The following is a 15,698-nucleotide window of genomic DNA, read 5'->3' as shown; positions in this document are numbered from 1 at the left end:
GTTTCTTACAAAACCGCGCCAATTGAAACCCCGAGGGCCTGAAATCGGCCCATTTGCGGGGTGTTTTGAAAATAAAGTTACAAAATCAGTTGTTTTTCTGCTGCTCGTGGGCCAGTGCCGCTTCCACAAAGCCGGAGAACAGACCATGGCCGTCACGCGGTGTGCTGGTGAATTCCGGGTGAAACTGGCAGGCCACGAACCAGGGGTGGTCCGGCACTTCCACTATTTCGACCAGGTTGCCATCTTCGCTGCGCCCGGCAATCTTCAGCCCGTGCTTCTCGAGCTGGGCCACATAGTGGTCATTCACTTCATAACGGTGACGATGGCGCTCGATGATGCGGTCGCTGCCATAGACCCGATGGGATATCGTCTCCGGTGTGACCAGGCAGGCCTGGCCGCCCAGGCGCATGGTACCGCCCAGGTCGGATTTCTCGTCACGTTCAACCTTGCGCCCGTCGGACTCGATCCACTCGGTGATCAGACCCACCACCGGGTGGCGCGTCTGGCGTTCGAATTCGGTCGAATGCGCCCCTTCCAGGCCGGCCACATGGCGCGCAAACTCGATCACGGCCACCTGCATGCCCAGGCAGATGCCCAGGTAGGGCACGCCGTTCTCGCGCGCATACTGCACGGCCTTGATCTTGCCTTCGACGCCGCGGTAGCCGAAGCCACCGGGCACCAGAATGGCGGCCGCATGATGCAGAATCTCCACGCCTTCGTCTTCCACCCGATCGGCATTGATCATGTCGACCCTGACCCGGGTGCGGCTGCGGATACCGGCATGGTCCAGTGCTTCCAGCAGCGACTTGTAGGCATCCGGCAGCTCCATGTACTTGCCTACCATGGCGATGGTGATCTCGCGCTCGGGGTTCAGCTTGCGGTCTGCCACATCGTCCCACTCGGAGAGGTCGGGCTCATGACACTCCAGCCCGAACCGCTCCACCACGATGTCGTCCAGGCCATAGCTGGCCAGCATGCTGGGTATGCGGTAGATGGTATCGGCATCCTGCAGCGGAATGACGGCGCGCTCTTCTACATTGGTGAACAGGGAGATTTTCTTCAGCGCACTGCGGTCAATTTCGACTTCGGAGCGGCACAGCAGGATGTCGGGCTGCAAACCTATGGTGCGCAGTTCCTTTACCGAGTGCTGGGTGGGCTTGGTCTTGATCTCGCCGGCGGTGGCGATATAGGGCACGAGCGTCAGGTGCATGGACAGCGCGCGACGGCTGCCCAGCTCCACTTTCAGTTGCCGAATGGCTTCCAGAAACGGCAGCGACTCGATGTCACCCACAGTGCCGCCGATTTCCACCAGCGCCACATCAGCATTGCCCGCACCCTCGATCACGCGGCGCTTGATCTCGTCGGTAATGTGGGGAATCACCTGCACCGTACCACCGAGATAGTCACCCCGGCGTTCCTTCTTCAGCACGTGCTGGTAAACCCGGCCCGTGGTGAAGTTGTTGTACTGGTTCATGGTGGTACGTACGAAGCGCTCGTAGTGTCCGAGATCGAGGTCCGTCTCGGCACCGTCATCGGTCACGAAGACTTCACCGTGCTGGAAGGGGCTCATGGTGCCCGGGTCTACATTGATGTAGGGGTCGAGCTTGAGCATCGTGACCTTGAGGCCACGTGCTTCCAGTATGGCTGCCAAGGAAGCGGAGGCGATGCCTTTCCCCAGAGAGGAAACCACACCGCCGGTGACGAAGATATAGCGAGTCATAGGTGGCCCATCTTGCTGAAAACAAAAAACCCCACCTGCTCGGGCCGCATGACGCGGGTCAAATCAGGCAGGATGGGGTTGCAGGAGCAGCAGGCATCCGGCCCTGCTACTTAATCCAAGATGGGCGCAAAAGATACCACAGGGTTGACCCCTAAGCCAGCATTCCGATACCTCGGGGTTGCTGCCAGTGCGGTACCAGCGCAGGCGACCCCGACGGTGCCATCCACTGCTGATCCAGCACCCGATCGGCAACGGCAACGAGCTGATCATCGGCAAACAGCAGCGGCAGGTGGGGCCGCAACCAGGGTGGGATGTCCAGTTCCTGCAGCAGTCGCTTGAGGTCACGCGAGCCCTGCCGGCCGACCGGACGCAGGCGCTCGCCGCCCTGACGCGCACGCACCGTCAGCCTGCACTGCCCCAGGCGCGCGGCATCCAGGCCCGGCACAGTTCCGGCCGTGTCCATCTGCAGGGTCAGGGTGCCCAGGCCGGCATGATGGAGCTGATAACCGGCCTGCGGATCTCCCGGCAGTGCCAGCGGTTCTGCCGGCGGGCCGGGCAACAATAGCACCGCATACAGTCCGCCGTCGTAACGCCGAATGCGCCAGGATCCCAGGGCCAGCTCCCCCTGGGCGTCGGCACGCGCCGCGACGACATCGGACAGCAGGTGCTCCAGTTGCGCCTGGCTGACCTCGCCCGGGCCCTGCTCATGCAGCCACAGCCGCAATACGGACTGGCGTTCGGCCAGCGTGTCCAGTTGCTGCAGCGCGTTCAGGTTCAGGCTGCCGTCGGGACGCTGCAGTGCCTTCAGGCGCGTCGCATCCAGTCGTTGCAGCCGTTCGGCGGCACTCTGCAGGTGGCTCTGGCTGCGACTCATGCTCTGCTCCAGGCCGGGCCAGCGCTGCCGCAATTGCGGCAGCACCTGATGACGCAGAAAGTTGCGGTCATGCCGCAGGCTGAGGTTCGAAGGGTCTTCCAGCCAAGGCAGTTGAAGGGCTGCCGCCAGCTGTTCCAGATCGGCCCGGGCCTCCTGCAGCCAGGGGCGTACCAGCCTGCCCTGCCCCAGCGGCCGACTGGCCGGCATGCCGGCCAGCCCATCCAGGCCGGCACCGCGTACCAGACGCAGCAACAGGGTTTCCAGTTGATCATCACGGTGATGGGCCAGCAACAGGGTATCGTCGGGCTGCAGACAACGGCCAAAGATTTGATAGCGGGCGGCGCGGGCACGCGCTTCCAGATTGCTGCCGGTCTCGACCTGCACCCGTTCAACCGTCAGCGCCAGGCCCCAGTCACTGCACAGGGCCGTCAGATGGTCGGCCCAGGCATCCGCTGCGGGCTGCAGGCCGTGATGAACATGCAGCGCCTGCACGCGCTGAGGGTGGGTTCGGGCCACCGCCCACAGCAGCAGCAGGGAGTCCAGACCACCGCTGCAGCCAACCCACAGGGTCCCGGTCTGCGGCTGCTCGGCCAGCGCCGTGTCGAGACGCGCCAGCAGCCGGGTGCTCAGGTCGCCAGCAGGTGGGGGTAAGTCAGATCCCAGTGGTAACGGCATTTGCGGCGGTCTCCACGCCAGTAGAGTTCACTGGCAAACGGCACCCTGACCTCGTCGATGTAAGTGGCCCCGATCAGTTCACAGGTGCGGCGCGAAGCCAGGTTGTCGGGGTTGCAGGTAATCCAGAGGCCTTCCATTTCATGGGCCAGGGCGACTTCCTGCAGCAGCAGGCAGGCTCTGGCGGCATAGCGGTGGCCGCGAAAACGGCTGTCGACATGATAGCCCAGTTGGCCCCCGAACTGACGCAGGTAGCGGGTTGCGCCCAGACGCAGGTCGATCTCGCCGATAATACGGCCGCTGTCGGCGCGATAGATCGAGAACAGATAGGCCGGCACCCCATCCATGGCTGCCCGGCCCTGCAGAAACCGCTTGTGGCGCAGGGCGACGACCCCGTCACTGAGGTCGGGGAACTCGTAGAAAGGAGGTTCAATGGCCAGCGTCATGGCAACGCCCCGCAACGTATCTGTTCAGTTCGACCTCAATACTGACCGGTCAGTTGAAATTGCCGTAGGACATCAGGCGCTTGTAGCGCCGGTCCAGCAGGTCTCCCGGAGATTTTTCCTGCAGGCCGGCCAGGTTCCGTACCAGCGCCTGCTTGAGATGCGCGCTCATCAGATCCAGATCACGATGTGCACCGCCCAGCGGCTCCTGCAATACCTCATCCACCAGGCCCAGTTCATGCAACCGGTGCGCCGTAATGCCCATGGCTTCGGCGGCATCGGCAGCCCGTTCGCTGGTCTTGAACAGGATGGAGGCACAGCCCTCCGGCGAAATCACCGAATAGGTCGAGTATTGCAGCATCAGCAGATGGTCGCCCACCCCAATCGCCAGCGCGCCACCGGAACCACCTTCACCGATAACGGTGTTGATGATTGGGGTTTTCAGGCTGGACATCTTCTGCAGATTGAACGCGATGGCTTCGCTCTGGCCCCGCTCCTCGGCACCGATGCCGGGATAGGCCCCGGCGGTATCGATAAAAGTCAGCACCGGCATGCGAAAGCGTTCGGCAAATTCCATCAGGCGCAGTGCCTTGCGGTAACCCTCCGGCATTGGCGAGCCGAAATTGCGCTTCACCTTTTCCTGCACGGAACGACCCTTCTGCTGGCCGATCACCATGACCGGCTGACCTTCCAGGCGGGCCGTGCCGCCGATGATGGCACCGTCATCACCATAGTGGCGATCACCGTGCATCTCATCGAATTCGGTGAAAATACGGGAAAAATACTCGAGTGAGTTGGGCCGTTGTGGATGCCGTGCCAGTTGCGACACCTGCCAGGCGGTCAGGTTGCTGAAGATGCTTTCTGTCAGCTTGACCGTCTGGTTGCGCAGTTTGTCTACCTGCTCGGTGATGTTCAGCTCGTGGTCGTTACCCACCAGCCGCAACTCTTCAATCTTGGCTTCCAATTCAGCGATGGGTTGTTCGAAATCCAGATAATTGGGATTCATGAATCCACTTCCCCGTAATGACAGAATCGGCAATAAGTCGGGAGCCTAGCGGCTACGGCGGCTGGACACAAGGCACCGGCTTCGCAAGGAGCTTTGAATAAAAGTAAACAATAACCCACAAGGGCGCAAATCGGCGGTTCTGACAGAGCCGCCGCAGCGCCCCATCAGAACCGTAGCGGCTTTCACATCAGAACCGTAACGACACTGCTTCCGGCCCGAAACGGTCGCGCAGGCGATACATGAATTCGTCGGTCATCGGAGCGCACCAGGCGTCGCCCAGGCGTACCTCGCCGCGCGCCTGGCCGTTGGAATAGGCGACATGCAGCGGTATCCGGGACTGGTTGCCGCCGGTCGACCCCATGCCGTTGGCCTGCTGCACCAGATCCCGCAGCTGCTCGGCGAAATCGCGCACTGCCCGCACCTCGGCCTGCTGTTCCGGCCACTGAATGACCAGCGCGCGGGCGAACCGGGCGCGGGCCCCGGAGACATCGACCACATCAATGGCCTTGACCCGGTTTTCTTCACGATAGCGGTTCCAGGTCACTTCGGCGCGAATAAAAATGACCTGCCCGATCTCGATCATCTGCAGCCAGCTCGGGTCCTGATCACCGAACAGGCCGAACTCGATGCGCGCCGTGCGGTCATCCAGGGTCACGAACATCATGTCATTGCCCTGTTTGCTGCGCATGCGGCGGATGTCGATCACCAGCCCGGCCAGCACCTGGGGCTCTTCCCGGGCACTGACATCGCTCAGGCGGCAGCTGGTGATTTCCCGTACCTCGGTCTCATATTCGTCAATCGGGTGTCCGGTCAGATAGAGCCCCAGCGTCTCCTTCTCGCCCGCCAGTCGATACTTGATTGGCCAGTCGTGCACGGTACCGTACTGGGCAAAGGGGTCCTGGTCTTCCGGTGACTGCAGGTCACCGAACAGGTCGATCATGCCGGCAGCGGCATTGTCATGGGTCTGCTCGGCGGCCCGGATGGCATCCGGCAGGGCCTGCATCAGCAGGGCACGGTTGGGGCCCAGACGGTCCAGAGCCCCGGACTTGATCAGCGCCTCGATCACCCGCTTGCCGAGTTTCTTCAGGTTCACGCGGGCACAGAAGTCGAACAGATCCCGGAACGGGCCGCCTTCCTGGCGGGCTTCGACGATGGCCTCCACCGGGCCTTCGCCCACGCCCTTGACCGCACCCAGGCCGAAGACGATTTCGTTCTGCTCGTTGACGGTGAACATGTATTCGCCCTGACTCACATCCGGCGGCAGTACCGTCAGACCGAGCTCGCGGCACTCCTCGAGAAAGATCACTACCTTGTCGGTGTGGTCCAGTTCCGAGGACATGGTGGCGGCCATGAAGGCGGCCGGATAATGCGCTTTCAGCCACAGGGTCTGATAGGACACCAGGGCATAGGCCGCAGAGTGCGACTTGTTGAAACCATAGCCGGCGAACTTTTCCACCAGGTCGAAGATGCGCGTGGCCAGATCGGCATTGATGCCCTTGGCCTCGGCGCCTTCGGCAAAGATGCGGCGCTGTTTTTCCATTTCCTCGGGCTTTTTCTTGCCCATGGCCCGGCGCAGCAGGTCGGCGCCGCCCAGCGTGTAGCCGGCCAGCGTCTGGGCAATCTGCATCACCTGTTCCTGGTAGACGATGATGCCGTAGGTGCTCTCCAGAATGGGTTTCAGGGAGTCGTGCTGCCAGGTCGAATCCGGGTAGGAGACCGTTTCGCGGCCGTGCTTCCGGTTGATGAAGTTTTCCACCATGCCGGAATCCAGCGGGCCGGGTCGGAACAGCGCCACCAGGGCGATCATCTCTTCCAGATTGTCCGGCTGCATCTGCTTGATCAGGTTCTTCATGCCCCGGCTTTCGAGCTGGAACACGGCCGTTGTCTTCGCCGCCTTCAGCATCCTGAAGGCGGTCTCGTCTGCCTGCGGAATATGGGTGATGTCGATCGGCTCTTCACCGGCGGCCTGCCGGCGCTCATTGATGATATCCAGGGCCCAGTCGATGATGGTCAGCGTGCGCAGACCGAGGAAGTCGAACTTGACCAGCCCGGCCGCCTCCACATCGTTCTTGTCATACTGGGTCATCAGACCACTGCCGTCGGCCTCACACAACAGAGGTGCAAAGTCGGTCAGTCGGGTCGGGGCGATCACCACCCCACCCGCGTGCTTGCCGGTCTGACGGGTGATGCCCTCCAGCTTTTCCGCCATCTCCCAGATTTCCTGGGCTTCCTCGTCCTCGCGGATGAATGTCTTGAGTTCCGGTACTTCTTCCAGTGCCTTGGCCAGCGTCATGCCGGGCGTACCTGGAATCATCTTGGAGATGCGGTCAGCCAGGCCATAGCTCTTGCCCTGCACCCGGGCCACATCGCGCACCACGGCCTTGGCGGCCAGAGTGCCGAAGGTCACGATCTGGGAGACCGCATCGCGGCCATAGCGGTCGGCCACATAGTTGATGACCTGATCGCGCTTTTCCATGCAGAAGTCGACATCGAAGTCGGGCATGGAGACCCGTTCGGGATTCAGGAAACGCTCGAACAGCAGGTCGTATTTGAGCGGATCCAGATCGGTAATCTTCTGTGCATAGGCCACCAGGGAGCCGGCGCCGGAGCCGCGCCCGGGGCCAACCGGAATGTCGTTGTCCTTGGCCCACTGAATAAAGTCCATCACGATCAGGAAGTAACCCGGGAAGCCCATCTGCAGAATGATGTTCAGCTCGAAGCGCAGACGCTCCAGATACTGCTGGCGGACCTGGGGGAAGTCGGGTGCACTGGTGTCATGGTCCTGCTGCAGACGCTCTTCCAGGCCCTCGTAGGACACCTTGTGGAAGAAGATACCCAGCCGCACCTGCTGCTCGTACTCCGGTTCCTGTTCCCGGCCGGCCCATTTTTCCTGCATGGCGGCCTCGACATCGGCCCGCACGGCGGCCAGGGAGAGCTCGCCCTGAAAAAAGGGCGACTGTTCGAGGTCATCCGGAATCGGGTACTCGGGCAGGTAGTAGGTGCCCAGCTCCACTTCCACGGTGCAGCGGCGGGCAATTTCCAGCGTGTTTTCGAGCGCCGACGGGATATCCCCAAACAGCTCGGCCATCTCCGCCGGCGTTTTCAGATACTGCTGATCGGAGAATCGGTGTTCGCGACGCGGGTCATCCAGCGCCATGCTTTCATTGATGCACACCCTGGCTTCATGGGCTTCGAAATCTTCCGCCTGCAGAAACACCACATCATTGGTGGCCACCACAGGCAGGCCGTGTTTTTCGGCCAGTTGCACCGCTGCTGCCACATGCTGGTCATCGCCTGCACGCCGCGTGCGGTGCAGTTCGAGATAATAGCGTCCGGGGAAATGCTGTTGCCACCAGGCCAGCCGTTGCTCCACGGCCGGTTCGTTGCCGCGCAGAATGGCCTGCCCGACGTCGCCATAGTTGGCACCGGACAACACGATCAACCCTTCGTTCAACTCTTCCAGCCAGGCCCGCGTGACCACGGCCCGGTCATGAATCTGGTTGTGCTGATAGCCGCGGGAAATCAGTTCGATCAGATTCTTGTAACCGCGCTGGCTCTGACACAGAAAGTGCACCCGGAATGGCCGCTCGGGTTCATCCGGGTTTTCCAGCCACAGATCGGCTCCCAGCAGCGGCTTGACGCCGGCGGCCATGGCTGCCGTGTAAAACTTGATCAGGCCATAGAAGTTGCTCTGATCGGTGATCGCCAGCGCCGGCATGCCGGTGTCCGCCGCTGCCTTCACCAGCGGCTTGATGCGGTTGAGGCTGTCCACCAGAGAGTATTCGGTGTGCACATGCAGATGAACAAAGGGGGTGCTCATACTCAGAATTCCAGTCTGCCTTGTTCTGTTAACGTCGGGTCGGGCACTGGGCCCAGGCGGTCACGGACCGGCGCAAAACTGCGCCGATGCTCGGGTGTCACGCCCTGTATCGTCAGGGCGGCAAGATGCGCTGCGGTCGGGTACCCCTTGTTGCGCGCCAGGCCGTAGCCGGGGTACTGGCGGTCCAGGCTGACCATGACCCGGTCCCGTGCCACCTTGGCCAGTATGGATGCCGCAGCAATGGCCGAATGCTTCGCGTCCCCCTTGACGATGGCGGTGGCCGGCACCATCAGCATGCGGGGTACCCGGTTGCCGTCGACCAGCACATGGGCCGGCTGCACCGGTAGGGCCTCTACGGCCCGACACATGGCCATATGGCTGGCCTGCAAGATATTGTAGCGGTCAATCTCGGCGGCCGTACACCAGGCAATGGCCCAGCCGATGGCCTGCTGCTGCACCTGCACGAACAGGGCCTCGCGGCGGCCCTCGGTGAGCTGCTTGGAATCGTTGAGGCCGTCCAGCGTCAGCGCCTCCGGCCAGATCACTGCGGCCGCGCAGACCGGCCCGCACAGGGGGCCGCGCCCGGCCTCATCGGTACCGGCCACCACCTGGCCGCAGTAGTCGGCATCCAGCTCAAGCATCGGACTGCTCCAGCCCATACATCAGCCGCCCCAGCGCCTGGGCCGCCTGCACATCGGCATCGCGGCGCAAATCGGCATGGATGGCGGCAAAGGCCGCCTGGCAGGCCTCTCGCCGTGCCGAGTCGGACAGCAGCGTCATGATTTCAGTGGCTGCCCGCTGCGGGGTCAGGGCATCCTGTATCAACTCCGGCACCACCGCACGCTGCGCCAGTATATTGGGCAGCGAATACCAGGGGGTCTTGACCAGGCGGCGGCCCAGACGATAGGTCAGACCGCTGAAACGATACCCCATGACCATGGGCTTCTTCAGCAATGCAGCTTCCAGGGCGGCGGTACCGCTGGCCAGCAGCACCACATCGGCAGCGGTCAGAATCTGGTGGCTGTGCCCGGTTTCCACCTGTACCCAGGCACGATCATCTGCGTCCAGCAGAGCCTCTATCTGTTCCCGGCGCGCCGCATTGACTGCCGGTACCAGCACCTGCAGGTCCGGAATCTGCTGGCGCAGCAGGCGGGCCGCCTCCAGAAAGTCGGGCCAGAGGTAACCCACTTCGGACCGCCGACTGCCCGGCAGCACGGCCAGTACCGGGCCCACGGACTGCACACCCAGAGCTGCTCGGGCGGTCTCGACATCCGGTACCATCGGCAACTGATCGGCCAGGGTGTGACCGACACAGACATGGGGCACACCATGCCGGGCGTAGAAATCGCCCTCGAACGGGAACAGGGTCAGCATCAGATCAACGGACTTGCGGATGGATTTGACCCGTCCCTGCCGCCAGGCCCAGACCGAGGGGCTGACATAGTGCGCTGTGGTCAGGCCGGCCCGGCGCAGGCGACGGGCCAGCGGCAGATTGAAATCGGGGGCATCGATACCCAGAAACAGATCGGGCTGCCAGGCCAGACAGCGTCGACGCAGATAGCGCCGCAAGCGCAGCAGATCCGGCAGTCGGCGCAGGACTTCGAACAGGCCCATGACAGACATGCGTTCCTGATCTGCCCACAGATCAAGCCCGGCGGCCTGCATGCGCTCGCCGCCCACACCGGCAATCTCGATATCCGGCCAGGCCTGCCGCAACGCCCGAATAAGCCCGGCGCCCAGTTGGTCGCCCGAGGCTTCGCCGGCCACTATCACTATACGTCGGGGTCTGGACGCCATGGGCGCTGTCTCGGCGGCGGCCATGGTCAGCGCAGGATTCCGCGCTGCGAGCGGCGCAAGCTCTCTACGAAGGTCTGTACGCTGGGGTCACTGTCCTGCTGCAGACGGGCGATGGCCGCCTCCAGCGTCAGGCCCTGGCGGAACACCAGACGATAGGCCTGCTTGAGGGCGCGCAGCGACGCTTCAGGATACTGATGGCGACGCAGGCCTTCGGAGTTCATGGCATAGGGTTTAGCCGGATTGCCCTGCGCCATCACAAAAGCCGGGATATCCTTGAACAGCACGGTGCCGGCACCCGTCATGGCGTGGGTGCCGATCTGGCAGAACTGATGCACCAGGGTGCCGCCCCCCAGTATGGCCTTGTCGGCCACCTGGACATGACCCGCCAGTTGCGTGCTGTTGGCCAGGATGACGTCATCCCCCACCACACAGTCGTGCGCTACGTGGCTGTAAGCCATGAACAGGCCGCGCGACCCGATGCGGGTTTCGCCCTTGTCCTGCACAGTGCCACGCTGCAGGGTCACGCACTCGCGAATCACGTTGTCATCACCGATGATCAGCCAGGTCGGCTCGCCGGCATATTTCTTGTCCTGGCACTCTTCACCCACCGAGGCGAACTGGAACACCCGATTGCGGGCGCCCATGCGCATGGGCCCCTGCAGCACCACATGCGGCCCGATGACACAACCCGGTCCTATTTCCACATCGGGCCCGATCACGCTGTAGGGGCCGACGTCGACGTCGTCCGCCAGCCTGGCGCCGGGATCAATAATGGCTGTCGGGTGAATCACTTGCTGACCTGCCTTTCCGCACACATGATATCGGCGCTGCAGGCAATATGGTCACCCACCATGGCGCGACACGCCATCTTGTGGATACCCCGCTTGCCGCCGACGATACGCACTTCCAGCTGCAACTGATCGCCAGGCACCACAGAGCGCTTGAAGCGCACGTTGTCGATACCCGCAAACAGGTACAGGAAACCGTCTTCATAGCGATTGCCCGAAGAGGCAAAGCCGAGAATGGCGCCCAGTTGCGCCAGCGCTTCGAGGATCAGTACACCCGGCATGATGGCGCGACCGGGGAAATGGCCGTTGAAGAACTCTTCATTGCCACTGACGTTCTTGTAGCCACGAATCAAGGTGCCGTCTTCCATTTCGGTTACCCTGTCCACCAGCAGGAAGGGGTATCGATGGGGAATCAGGGACTTGATCTGTTCATGATCCAGCGGGAGTTGAACATCCATAAGGCTATTCCTTGTTCTGTCTGGACCGATTCCAGAGTTCAGATACTTTGTCACTGAGCGTGGACAACTGCTTGAGTCGAGCTACCATGCGCCGCCATTCGTTGGCCGGTTGTACCGGAATCGCCGAGGCGTAGTCCCCAGGTTCAGTCAATGACTTGTTGACCATGGTGCCGCCCATCAGCTGCACGCCATCGACAATATCCAGGTGGCCGCCGACGCCGGACTGGCCGCCGATCATGACCCGTCTGCCCACGCGGGCAGAGCCTGCCAGACCGGACTGACCGGCCATGGCGCTGCCGGAACCCAGCTCCGCATTGTGGCCGATCTGCACCAGATTATCGATGATGACGTGATCTCCGATCACGGTGTCGTCGAGCGCGCCACGGTCAATCGCGCTGTTGGCACCGATCTCCACATGGTCACCAATGCGCACCCGGCCGAGCTGAACGATCTTGGCCCAGCCCTCTTCCGTCGGCGCGAAGCCGAAACCGTCGGCGCCGATGACCGCACCCGAGTGGAGGAGGCAGTGGCGACCTATCTGCACGCCCGGATACAGCGTGACCCGGGGGCGCAGACAGGTACCGGTGCCGATATGAACTCCGGCACCAACATAGCAGCTGGCTGCGATTTCGACCTCATCTGCCAGTACGGCACCGGCTTCAATGACCACATGCGCGCCGATACGACAGCGTTCGCCCAGGCTCGCCTCGGGGTGAACGACGGCACTGGCATGCACGCCTGGAGCGACCAGGTCGGGCGGCCCGAAAAGCTGCGAGATGCGGGCATAGGCCAGATAGGGATCATCGACCAGGATACAGTGGCAACCCAGTTCGTCTGCCAGAGCAGGTCGCACCAGCAGCGCGCCGGCTGCAGAGGCCTCGGCCTGGCGCCGAAAACGATTACGGGCCACAAAACTCAGATGCTCGGGCCCGGCATGATCCAGCGTGGCCAGCCCCTGTATGGTATAGGCCGGGTCTCCCTTGACTGTGCCACCTACATGCTCAGCCAGGTTTTCCAGGGTCAGGGAATTCGGTTCACGCTGTTGTTTCATCACGGGCTTCACGACCTGAACATCTGTATCCTGCTTATTGTCGTCGAAACGGCACCGGATTTCGAGCGCCCCGACACCGTCTGGCCATCAGCTGTATCTCAGTTTCCACCGACCAGGTCATTGAAGCGATTCAACGCTTCTTCCGTGATGTCCAGGTCCGGTCGCGCATACAGCACCTCATCGGTGGAAATCAGCAGGTCAATGCCCTCTTCCTCGATGATTTCTTCCAGAATCTGTGTCAACTGGCCTTCGTATTCCTCGACAAAGGACCGGCGGCGCTCCTGCTGTGCATTCTGCAGTTGCTGTACCAGTTGCTGGCGCTGCTGCAACAGGAACTGAATCTCCTGCTGTAGCTCTTCGACTTCGTCATCGGACATCAGCGCCTGCTCGGACTCGCCGCGCTCACGCATTTCGGTGATCTGCTGCTCCAGCTGGCGCACCTGCTCTTCCTGCCCGCCGAACTGCTGACGCAGCTCGGAACTGGCGGCCTGGGCAGCGTCACTGCCGAACAGCACACGCTCCTGGTCGATCACGGCAATGCTGATATCGCTCTGGGCCTGCGCCAGGGAAGCCAGCAGGCTTGCAGTCAGCAGGAAGGTCGAGAATCGGATCAATGTTCGCATCAGAAATTACTCCAGAAAGTAAAGCGGAATGACTCGGTGTCATCGCCATCCTGCGGCATTATCGGTTGTGCATAGATAAACCGCAGCGGCAACATGGGGATCGGCCGCCACACCACATCCACACCATAGGAAGCTCTGAATTCGTCGGTGGGCAGACCGTCATCCGTATTGAAGGCAGCCCCGACATCAGTAAACAGAGCCGTCCTGAACACGGACTGATCGCGCGCCATCGGCGTCGGGATAATCAGTTCCGCCCCGGTACTGATAAAGGCGTTACCGCCCAGAGGGCGTTCCTCAATGGTGGCATTCGGCGGATTGGTGCCATAGGGGCTGATGGTACGATCGCGATAACCGCGCACCGTACCCGGCCCACCAGCATAGAAATTCTTGTAGAACGGCAGCCGATCCGTATCACCGTAGCCCATACCGTAACCGGCCTGTCCCAGGAAGCGCAAGGCATAGTCTCCGTTGCCCAGCGGGTGGACGGTGTCGCCCCGGTAGGTCAGACGGTAATAGTTCAGGTCGCTGCCGGGCAGAGTCACCGACAGGTTGACCCGATGACGCTGCCCTTCGGTGGCGTAGAAGGAGCCGATCTGGTCGCTGTAATCCCAGCGCAGCTCGCCGGTCCAGTCGGCATAGTTGCGGCCATAGTCTGCCACGAAGTCGGTCACCTCTGTGGGCGGGAAGTCACCCAGATAGAGGTCGTGCTGGGTGAAGCCCAGGCCTGCCGACACCCGGCTGTTGTTGCCAAACGGCCGCCCGAGGATGAATTCACCGCCCCAGCGGTCCAGACCGTAGGTAGCCACGTCTCGATCCAGCCAGTTGGTGCGCTCATAGAACACACTCAGGTCCCGGCTGATGCCGCTCTTGGTGAAGTAAGGGTCTTCGTGACTCAGGTTGAACACGGTACTGGAGGTACCGAACTGCCCCCTGACCGACACATTCTTGCCGGTGCCGAGGAAGTTGTCCTGGCGGAATTCCAGCGCACTGAACATGCCCACACCGGGCTGAAAGCCCAGTGAAGCCTGCACATTGCCGGTCTGATCTTCTTCCACGGTAAACAGGATGTCGACCTGGTCGTCAGTGCCGGACACGCGCTCCCGGGACACATTCACCTGACGGAAGAAGCCCAGTTGCTGCAGGCGGCGGCGTGATGTGGCGATATCATTGCTGCGGGCGATCTCACCCTCGAAGATGCGCATCTCGCGCCGCAGCACCTCATCCAGAGTGCCCTGATTGCCCTCGAAGCGGATATGCCGCACTGTCATCTGGTTGCCGGGGCGCACCACGAACTCCAGATCAACGGTCAGCTCGGAGTCGTCAATGGACGCCTGGGGTTCGGCCTCGGCAAACAGATAACCTTCGTTGCCGAGAATATTGATGATGGCATCCTGGGTATCGACCAACTCGGCCCGGCTGAACCATTCTCCGGACTCGGGGATCACCGCCGCGCGGATTTCGTCTTCATACTCGAGGAACTCACCGCTGACGCCGACTTCACCCCAGCGATAGCGCTCGCCTTCCGAAATCTCCGTCAGCAGGTGGACACCGGACAGATCCGGCTCGAGAGAAATCTGGGTATTGTCGATATTGAAACGGACATGACCCCGGTTCAGGTAGTAGCTGTTGATGGTTTCCAGGTCACCGGCATAGGTGTCGCGGTTGTATTCATAGCGGCGCGCAAACAGCTGCAGGGGGTCACCATGGCGGCGCGGGCGCAGGCGGGTATCGCGCAGGATCTCGTCGGCGTCATAGGATTCATTGCCACGCAGTTCGATGGACCGGATGGCGGCAGGCGAGCCCTCGTCAATCTCGATGATCACCGCGACCCGGTTTTGCGGCAGCGGATCGACAGACACATCGACGCGCGCATTGTAGCGGCCCTGGGATGAATACTGGGCTTCCAGTTCACGGCGGATTTCGGCCAGTATGGCGGGCTGGTAGGACAGACCCTCGACCACGTCCAGATCTTCCAGTGCGGCGTCGAGTACCTCGGTCGGAATGCGGCTGTTGCCGGAGACGCTGACCCGGTCAATCACCGAATATTCGGCCACCTCGAAGAGGATATTGCCGGCCTCGGTAGTGTATACCCGGATGTCCTGGAACAGCCCGGTGCCATACAGGGCCTGGATGGCCTCGGCGGCACTGAAATCTTCGGTGGCGCGTCCATCCTCGACCCCGGGCAGCGTGGACAGAAAGGCGGCCATGGACACCCGACGCAGACCATCCACTTCGATATTGCGGGCCGCATGGCTGTCCGCAACAACAACAGAGGCCAACAGAAGACTCAACAGGCAGGTCCTGCCCAACAGCACTAGTCGCGACATGAAAGCACAGTTTCCTTAAACCAATAGTGCGGGAGATTTTCAGACAAACCGGCGCTCCTGCAACTCCTTTACGCCATCATTGCCGTGCAGGAAGTCAGTGCGGAGCCCATCCATCTCGG

The 15,698-nt window shown here is 62.0% G+C and carries 12 protein-coding genes; all 12 read right to left on the bottom strand.

The annotated features are described in order from the left end of the window. Positions 1-85 precede the first annotated feature (85 nt). Entirely contained in the window at positions 86-1,720 is a 1,635-nt protein-coding gene (locus tag E4656_RS01545; RefSeq protein ID WP_135480561.1) for a CTP synthase, read from the bottom strand. Between the two features lie 151 nt (positions 1,721-1,871). Further along, on the bottom strand, positions 1,872-3,269 hold the full coding sequence (gene tilS / locus E4656_RS01540; RefSeq protein ID WP_135480559.1) for a tRNA lysidine(34) synthetase TilS: 1,398 nt from the start codon (positions 3,267-3,269) through the stop codon (positions 1,872-1,874). Further along, positions 3,221-3,712 (bottom strand): GNAT family N-acetyltransferase, encoded by a 492-nt coding sequence (locus E4656_RS01535; RefSeq protein WP_135480557.1) that lies wholly within the window; start codon positions 3,710-3,712, stop codon positions 3,221-3,223. Before E4656_RS01535 ends, tilS begins: the two co-directional genes overlap by 49 nt. 49 nt (positions 3,713-3,761) lie before the next feature. Next, positions 3,762-4,715 (bottom strand): acetyl-CoA carboxylase carboxyl transferase subunit alpha, encoded by a 954-nt coding sequence (gene accA, locus E4656_RS01530; protein WP_135480555.1) that lies wholly within the window; start codon positions 4,713-4,715, stop codon positions 3,762-3,764. Between the two features lie 187 nt (positions 4,716-4,902). Beyond that, positions 4,903-8,535: a DNA polymerase III subunit alpha gene (dnaE, locus tag E4656_RS01525; RefSeq protein WP_205849068.1), complete on the bottom strand. Its 3,633-nt coding sequence runs from the start codon at positions 8,533-8,535 to the stop codon at positions 4,903-4,905. A 2-nt stretch (positions 8,536-8,537) separates the two neighbouring features. After that, positions 8,538-9,176, bottom strand: a complete 639-nt coding sequence (gene rnhB / locus E4656_RS01520) for a ribonuclease HII (RefSeq protein ID WP_135480551.1) — start codon at positions 9,174-9,176, stop codon at positions 8,538-8,540. Then, positions 9,169-10,332, bottom strand: coding sequence for a lipid-A-disaccharide synthase (lpxB, locus tag E4656_RS01515; protein WP_135480549.1), 1,164 nt, complete (start codon positions 10,330-10,332; stop codon positions 9,169-9,171). Before lpxB ends, rnhB begins: the two co-directional genes overlap by 8 nt. A gap of 26 nt (positions 10,333-10,358) precedes the next feature. Next, positions 10,359-11,123, bottom strand: coding sequence for an acyl-ACP--UDP-N-acetylglucosamine O-acyltransferase (lpxA, locus tag E4656_RS01510; protein ID WP_135480547.1), 765 nt, complete (start codon positions 11,121-11,123; stop codon positions 10,359-10,361). After that, positions 11,120-11,578, bottom strand: coding sequence for a 3-hydroxyacyl-ACP dehydratase FabZ (gene fabZ, locus E4656_RS01505; protein ID WP_135480545.1), 459 nt, complete (start codon positions 11,576-11,578; stop codon positions 11,120-11,122). Before fabZ ends, lpxA begins: the two co-directional genes overlap by 4 nt. A gap of 4 nt (positions 11,579-11,582) precedes the next feature. Continuing rightward, complete coding sequence (gene lpxD, locus E4656_RS01500) at positions 11,583-12,629, bottom strand: UDP-3-O-(3-hydroxymyristoyl)glucosamine N-acyltransferase (protein ID WP_135480544.1); 1,047 nt, start codon at positions 12,627-12,629, stop codon at positions 11,583-11,585. 98 nt (positions 12,630-12,727) lie between these two features. Beyond that, the gene (locus E4656_RS01495; protein ID WP_135480542.1) at positions 12,728-13,252 is read right to left on the bottom strand and encodes an OmpH/Skp family outer membrane protein; all 525 of its coding nucleotides are present in this window, start codon (positions 13,250-13,252) and stop codon (positions 12,728-12,730) included. Further along, the gene (bamA, locus tag E4656_RS01490) at positions 13,252-15,543 is read right to left on the bottom strand and encodes an outer membrane protein assembly factor BamA (RefSeq protein ID WP_167855887.1); all 2,292 of its coding nucleotides are present in this window, start codon (positions 15,541-15,543) and stop codon (positions 13,252-13,254) included. The genes E4656_RS01495 and bamA overlap by 1 nt, the downstream gene beginning before the upstream one ends. Positions 15,544-15,698: the final 155 nt, after the last annotated feature.

This window comes from Natronospirillum operosum (genome assembly GCF_004768465.1).
Lineage (GTDB): Bacteria > Pseudomonadota > Gammaproteobacteria > Pseudomonadales > Natronospirillaceae > Natronospirillum > Natronospirillum operosum.
The sequence above is the reverse complement of the archived record's forward strand: the minus strand, read 5'-3'. Positions and strand labels throughout refer to the sequence as shown.

Excerpts from the sequence above, each read along its gene's own strand:
- E4656_RS01545 (WP_135480561.1), bottom strand. The coding sequence starts at position 1,720 with ATGACTCGCTATATCTTCGTCACCGGCGGTGTGGTTTCCTCTCTGGGG.
- tilS (WP_135480559.1), bottom strand. The coding sequence starts at position 3,269 with ATGCCGTTACCACTGGGATCTGACTTACCCCCACCTGCTGGCGACCTG.
- E4656_RS01535 (WP_135480557.1), bottom strand. The coding sequence starts at position 3,712 with ATGACGCTGGCCATTGAACCTCCTTTCTACGAGTTCCCCGACCTCAGT.
- accA (WP_135480555.1), bottom strand. The coding sequence starts at position 4,715 with ATGAATCCCAATTATCTGGATTTCGAACAACCCATCGCTGAATTGGAA.
- dnaE (WP_205849068.1), bottom strand. The coding sequence starts at position 8,535 with ATGAGCACCCCCTTTGTTCATCTGCATGTGCACACCGAATACTCTCTG.
- rnhB (WP_135480551.1), bottom strand. The coding sequence starts at position 9,176 with ATGCTTGAGCTGGATGCCGACTACTGCGGCCAGGTGGTGGCCGGTACC.
- lpxB (WP_135480549.1), bottom strand. The coding sequence starts at position 10,332 with ATGGCGTCCAGACCCCGACGTATAGTGATAGTGGCCGGCGAAGCCTCG.
- fabZ (WP_135480545.1), bottom strand. The coding sequence starts at position 11,578 with ATGGATGTTCAACTCCCGCTGGATCATGAACAGATCAAGTCCCTGATT.
- lpxD (WP_135480544.1), bottom strand. The coding sequence starts at position 12,629 with ATGAAACAACAGCGTGAACCGAATTCCCTGACCCTGGAAAACCTGGCT.
- E4656_RS01495 (WP_135480542.1), bottom strand. The coding sequence starts at position 13,252 with ATGCGAACATTGATCCGATTCTCGACCTTCCTGCTGACTGCAAGCCTG.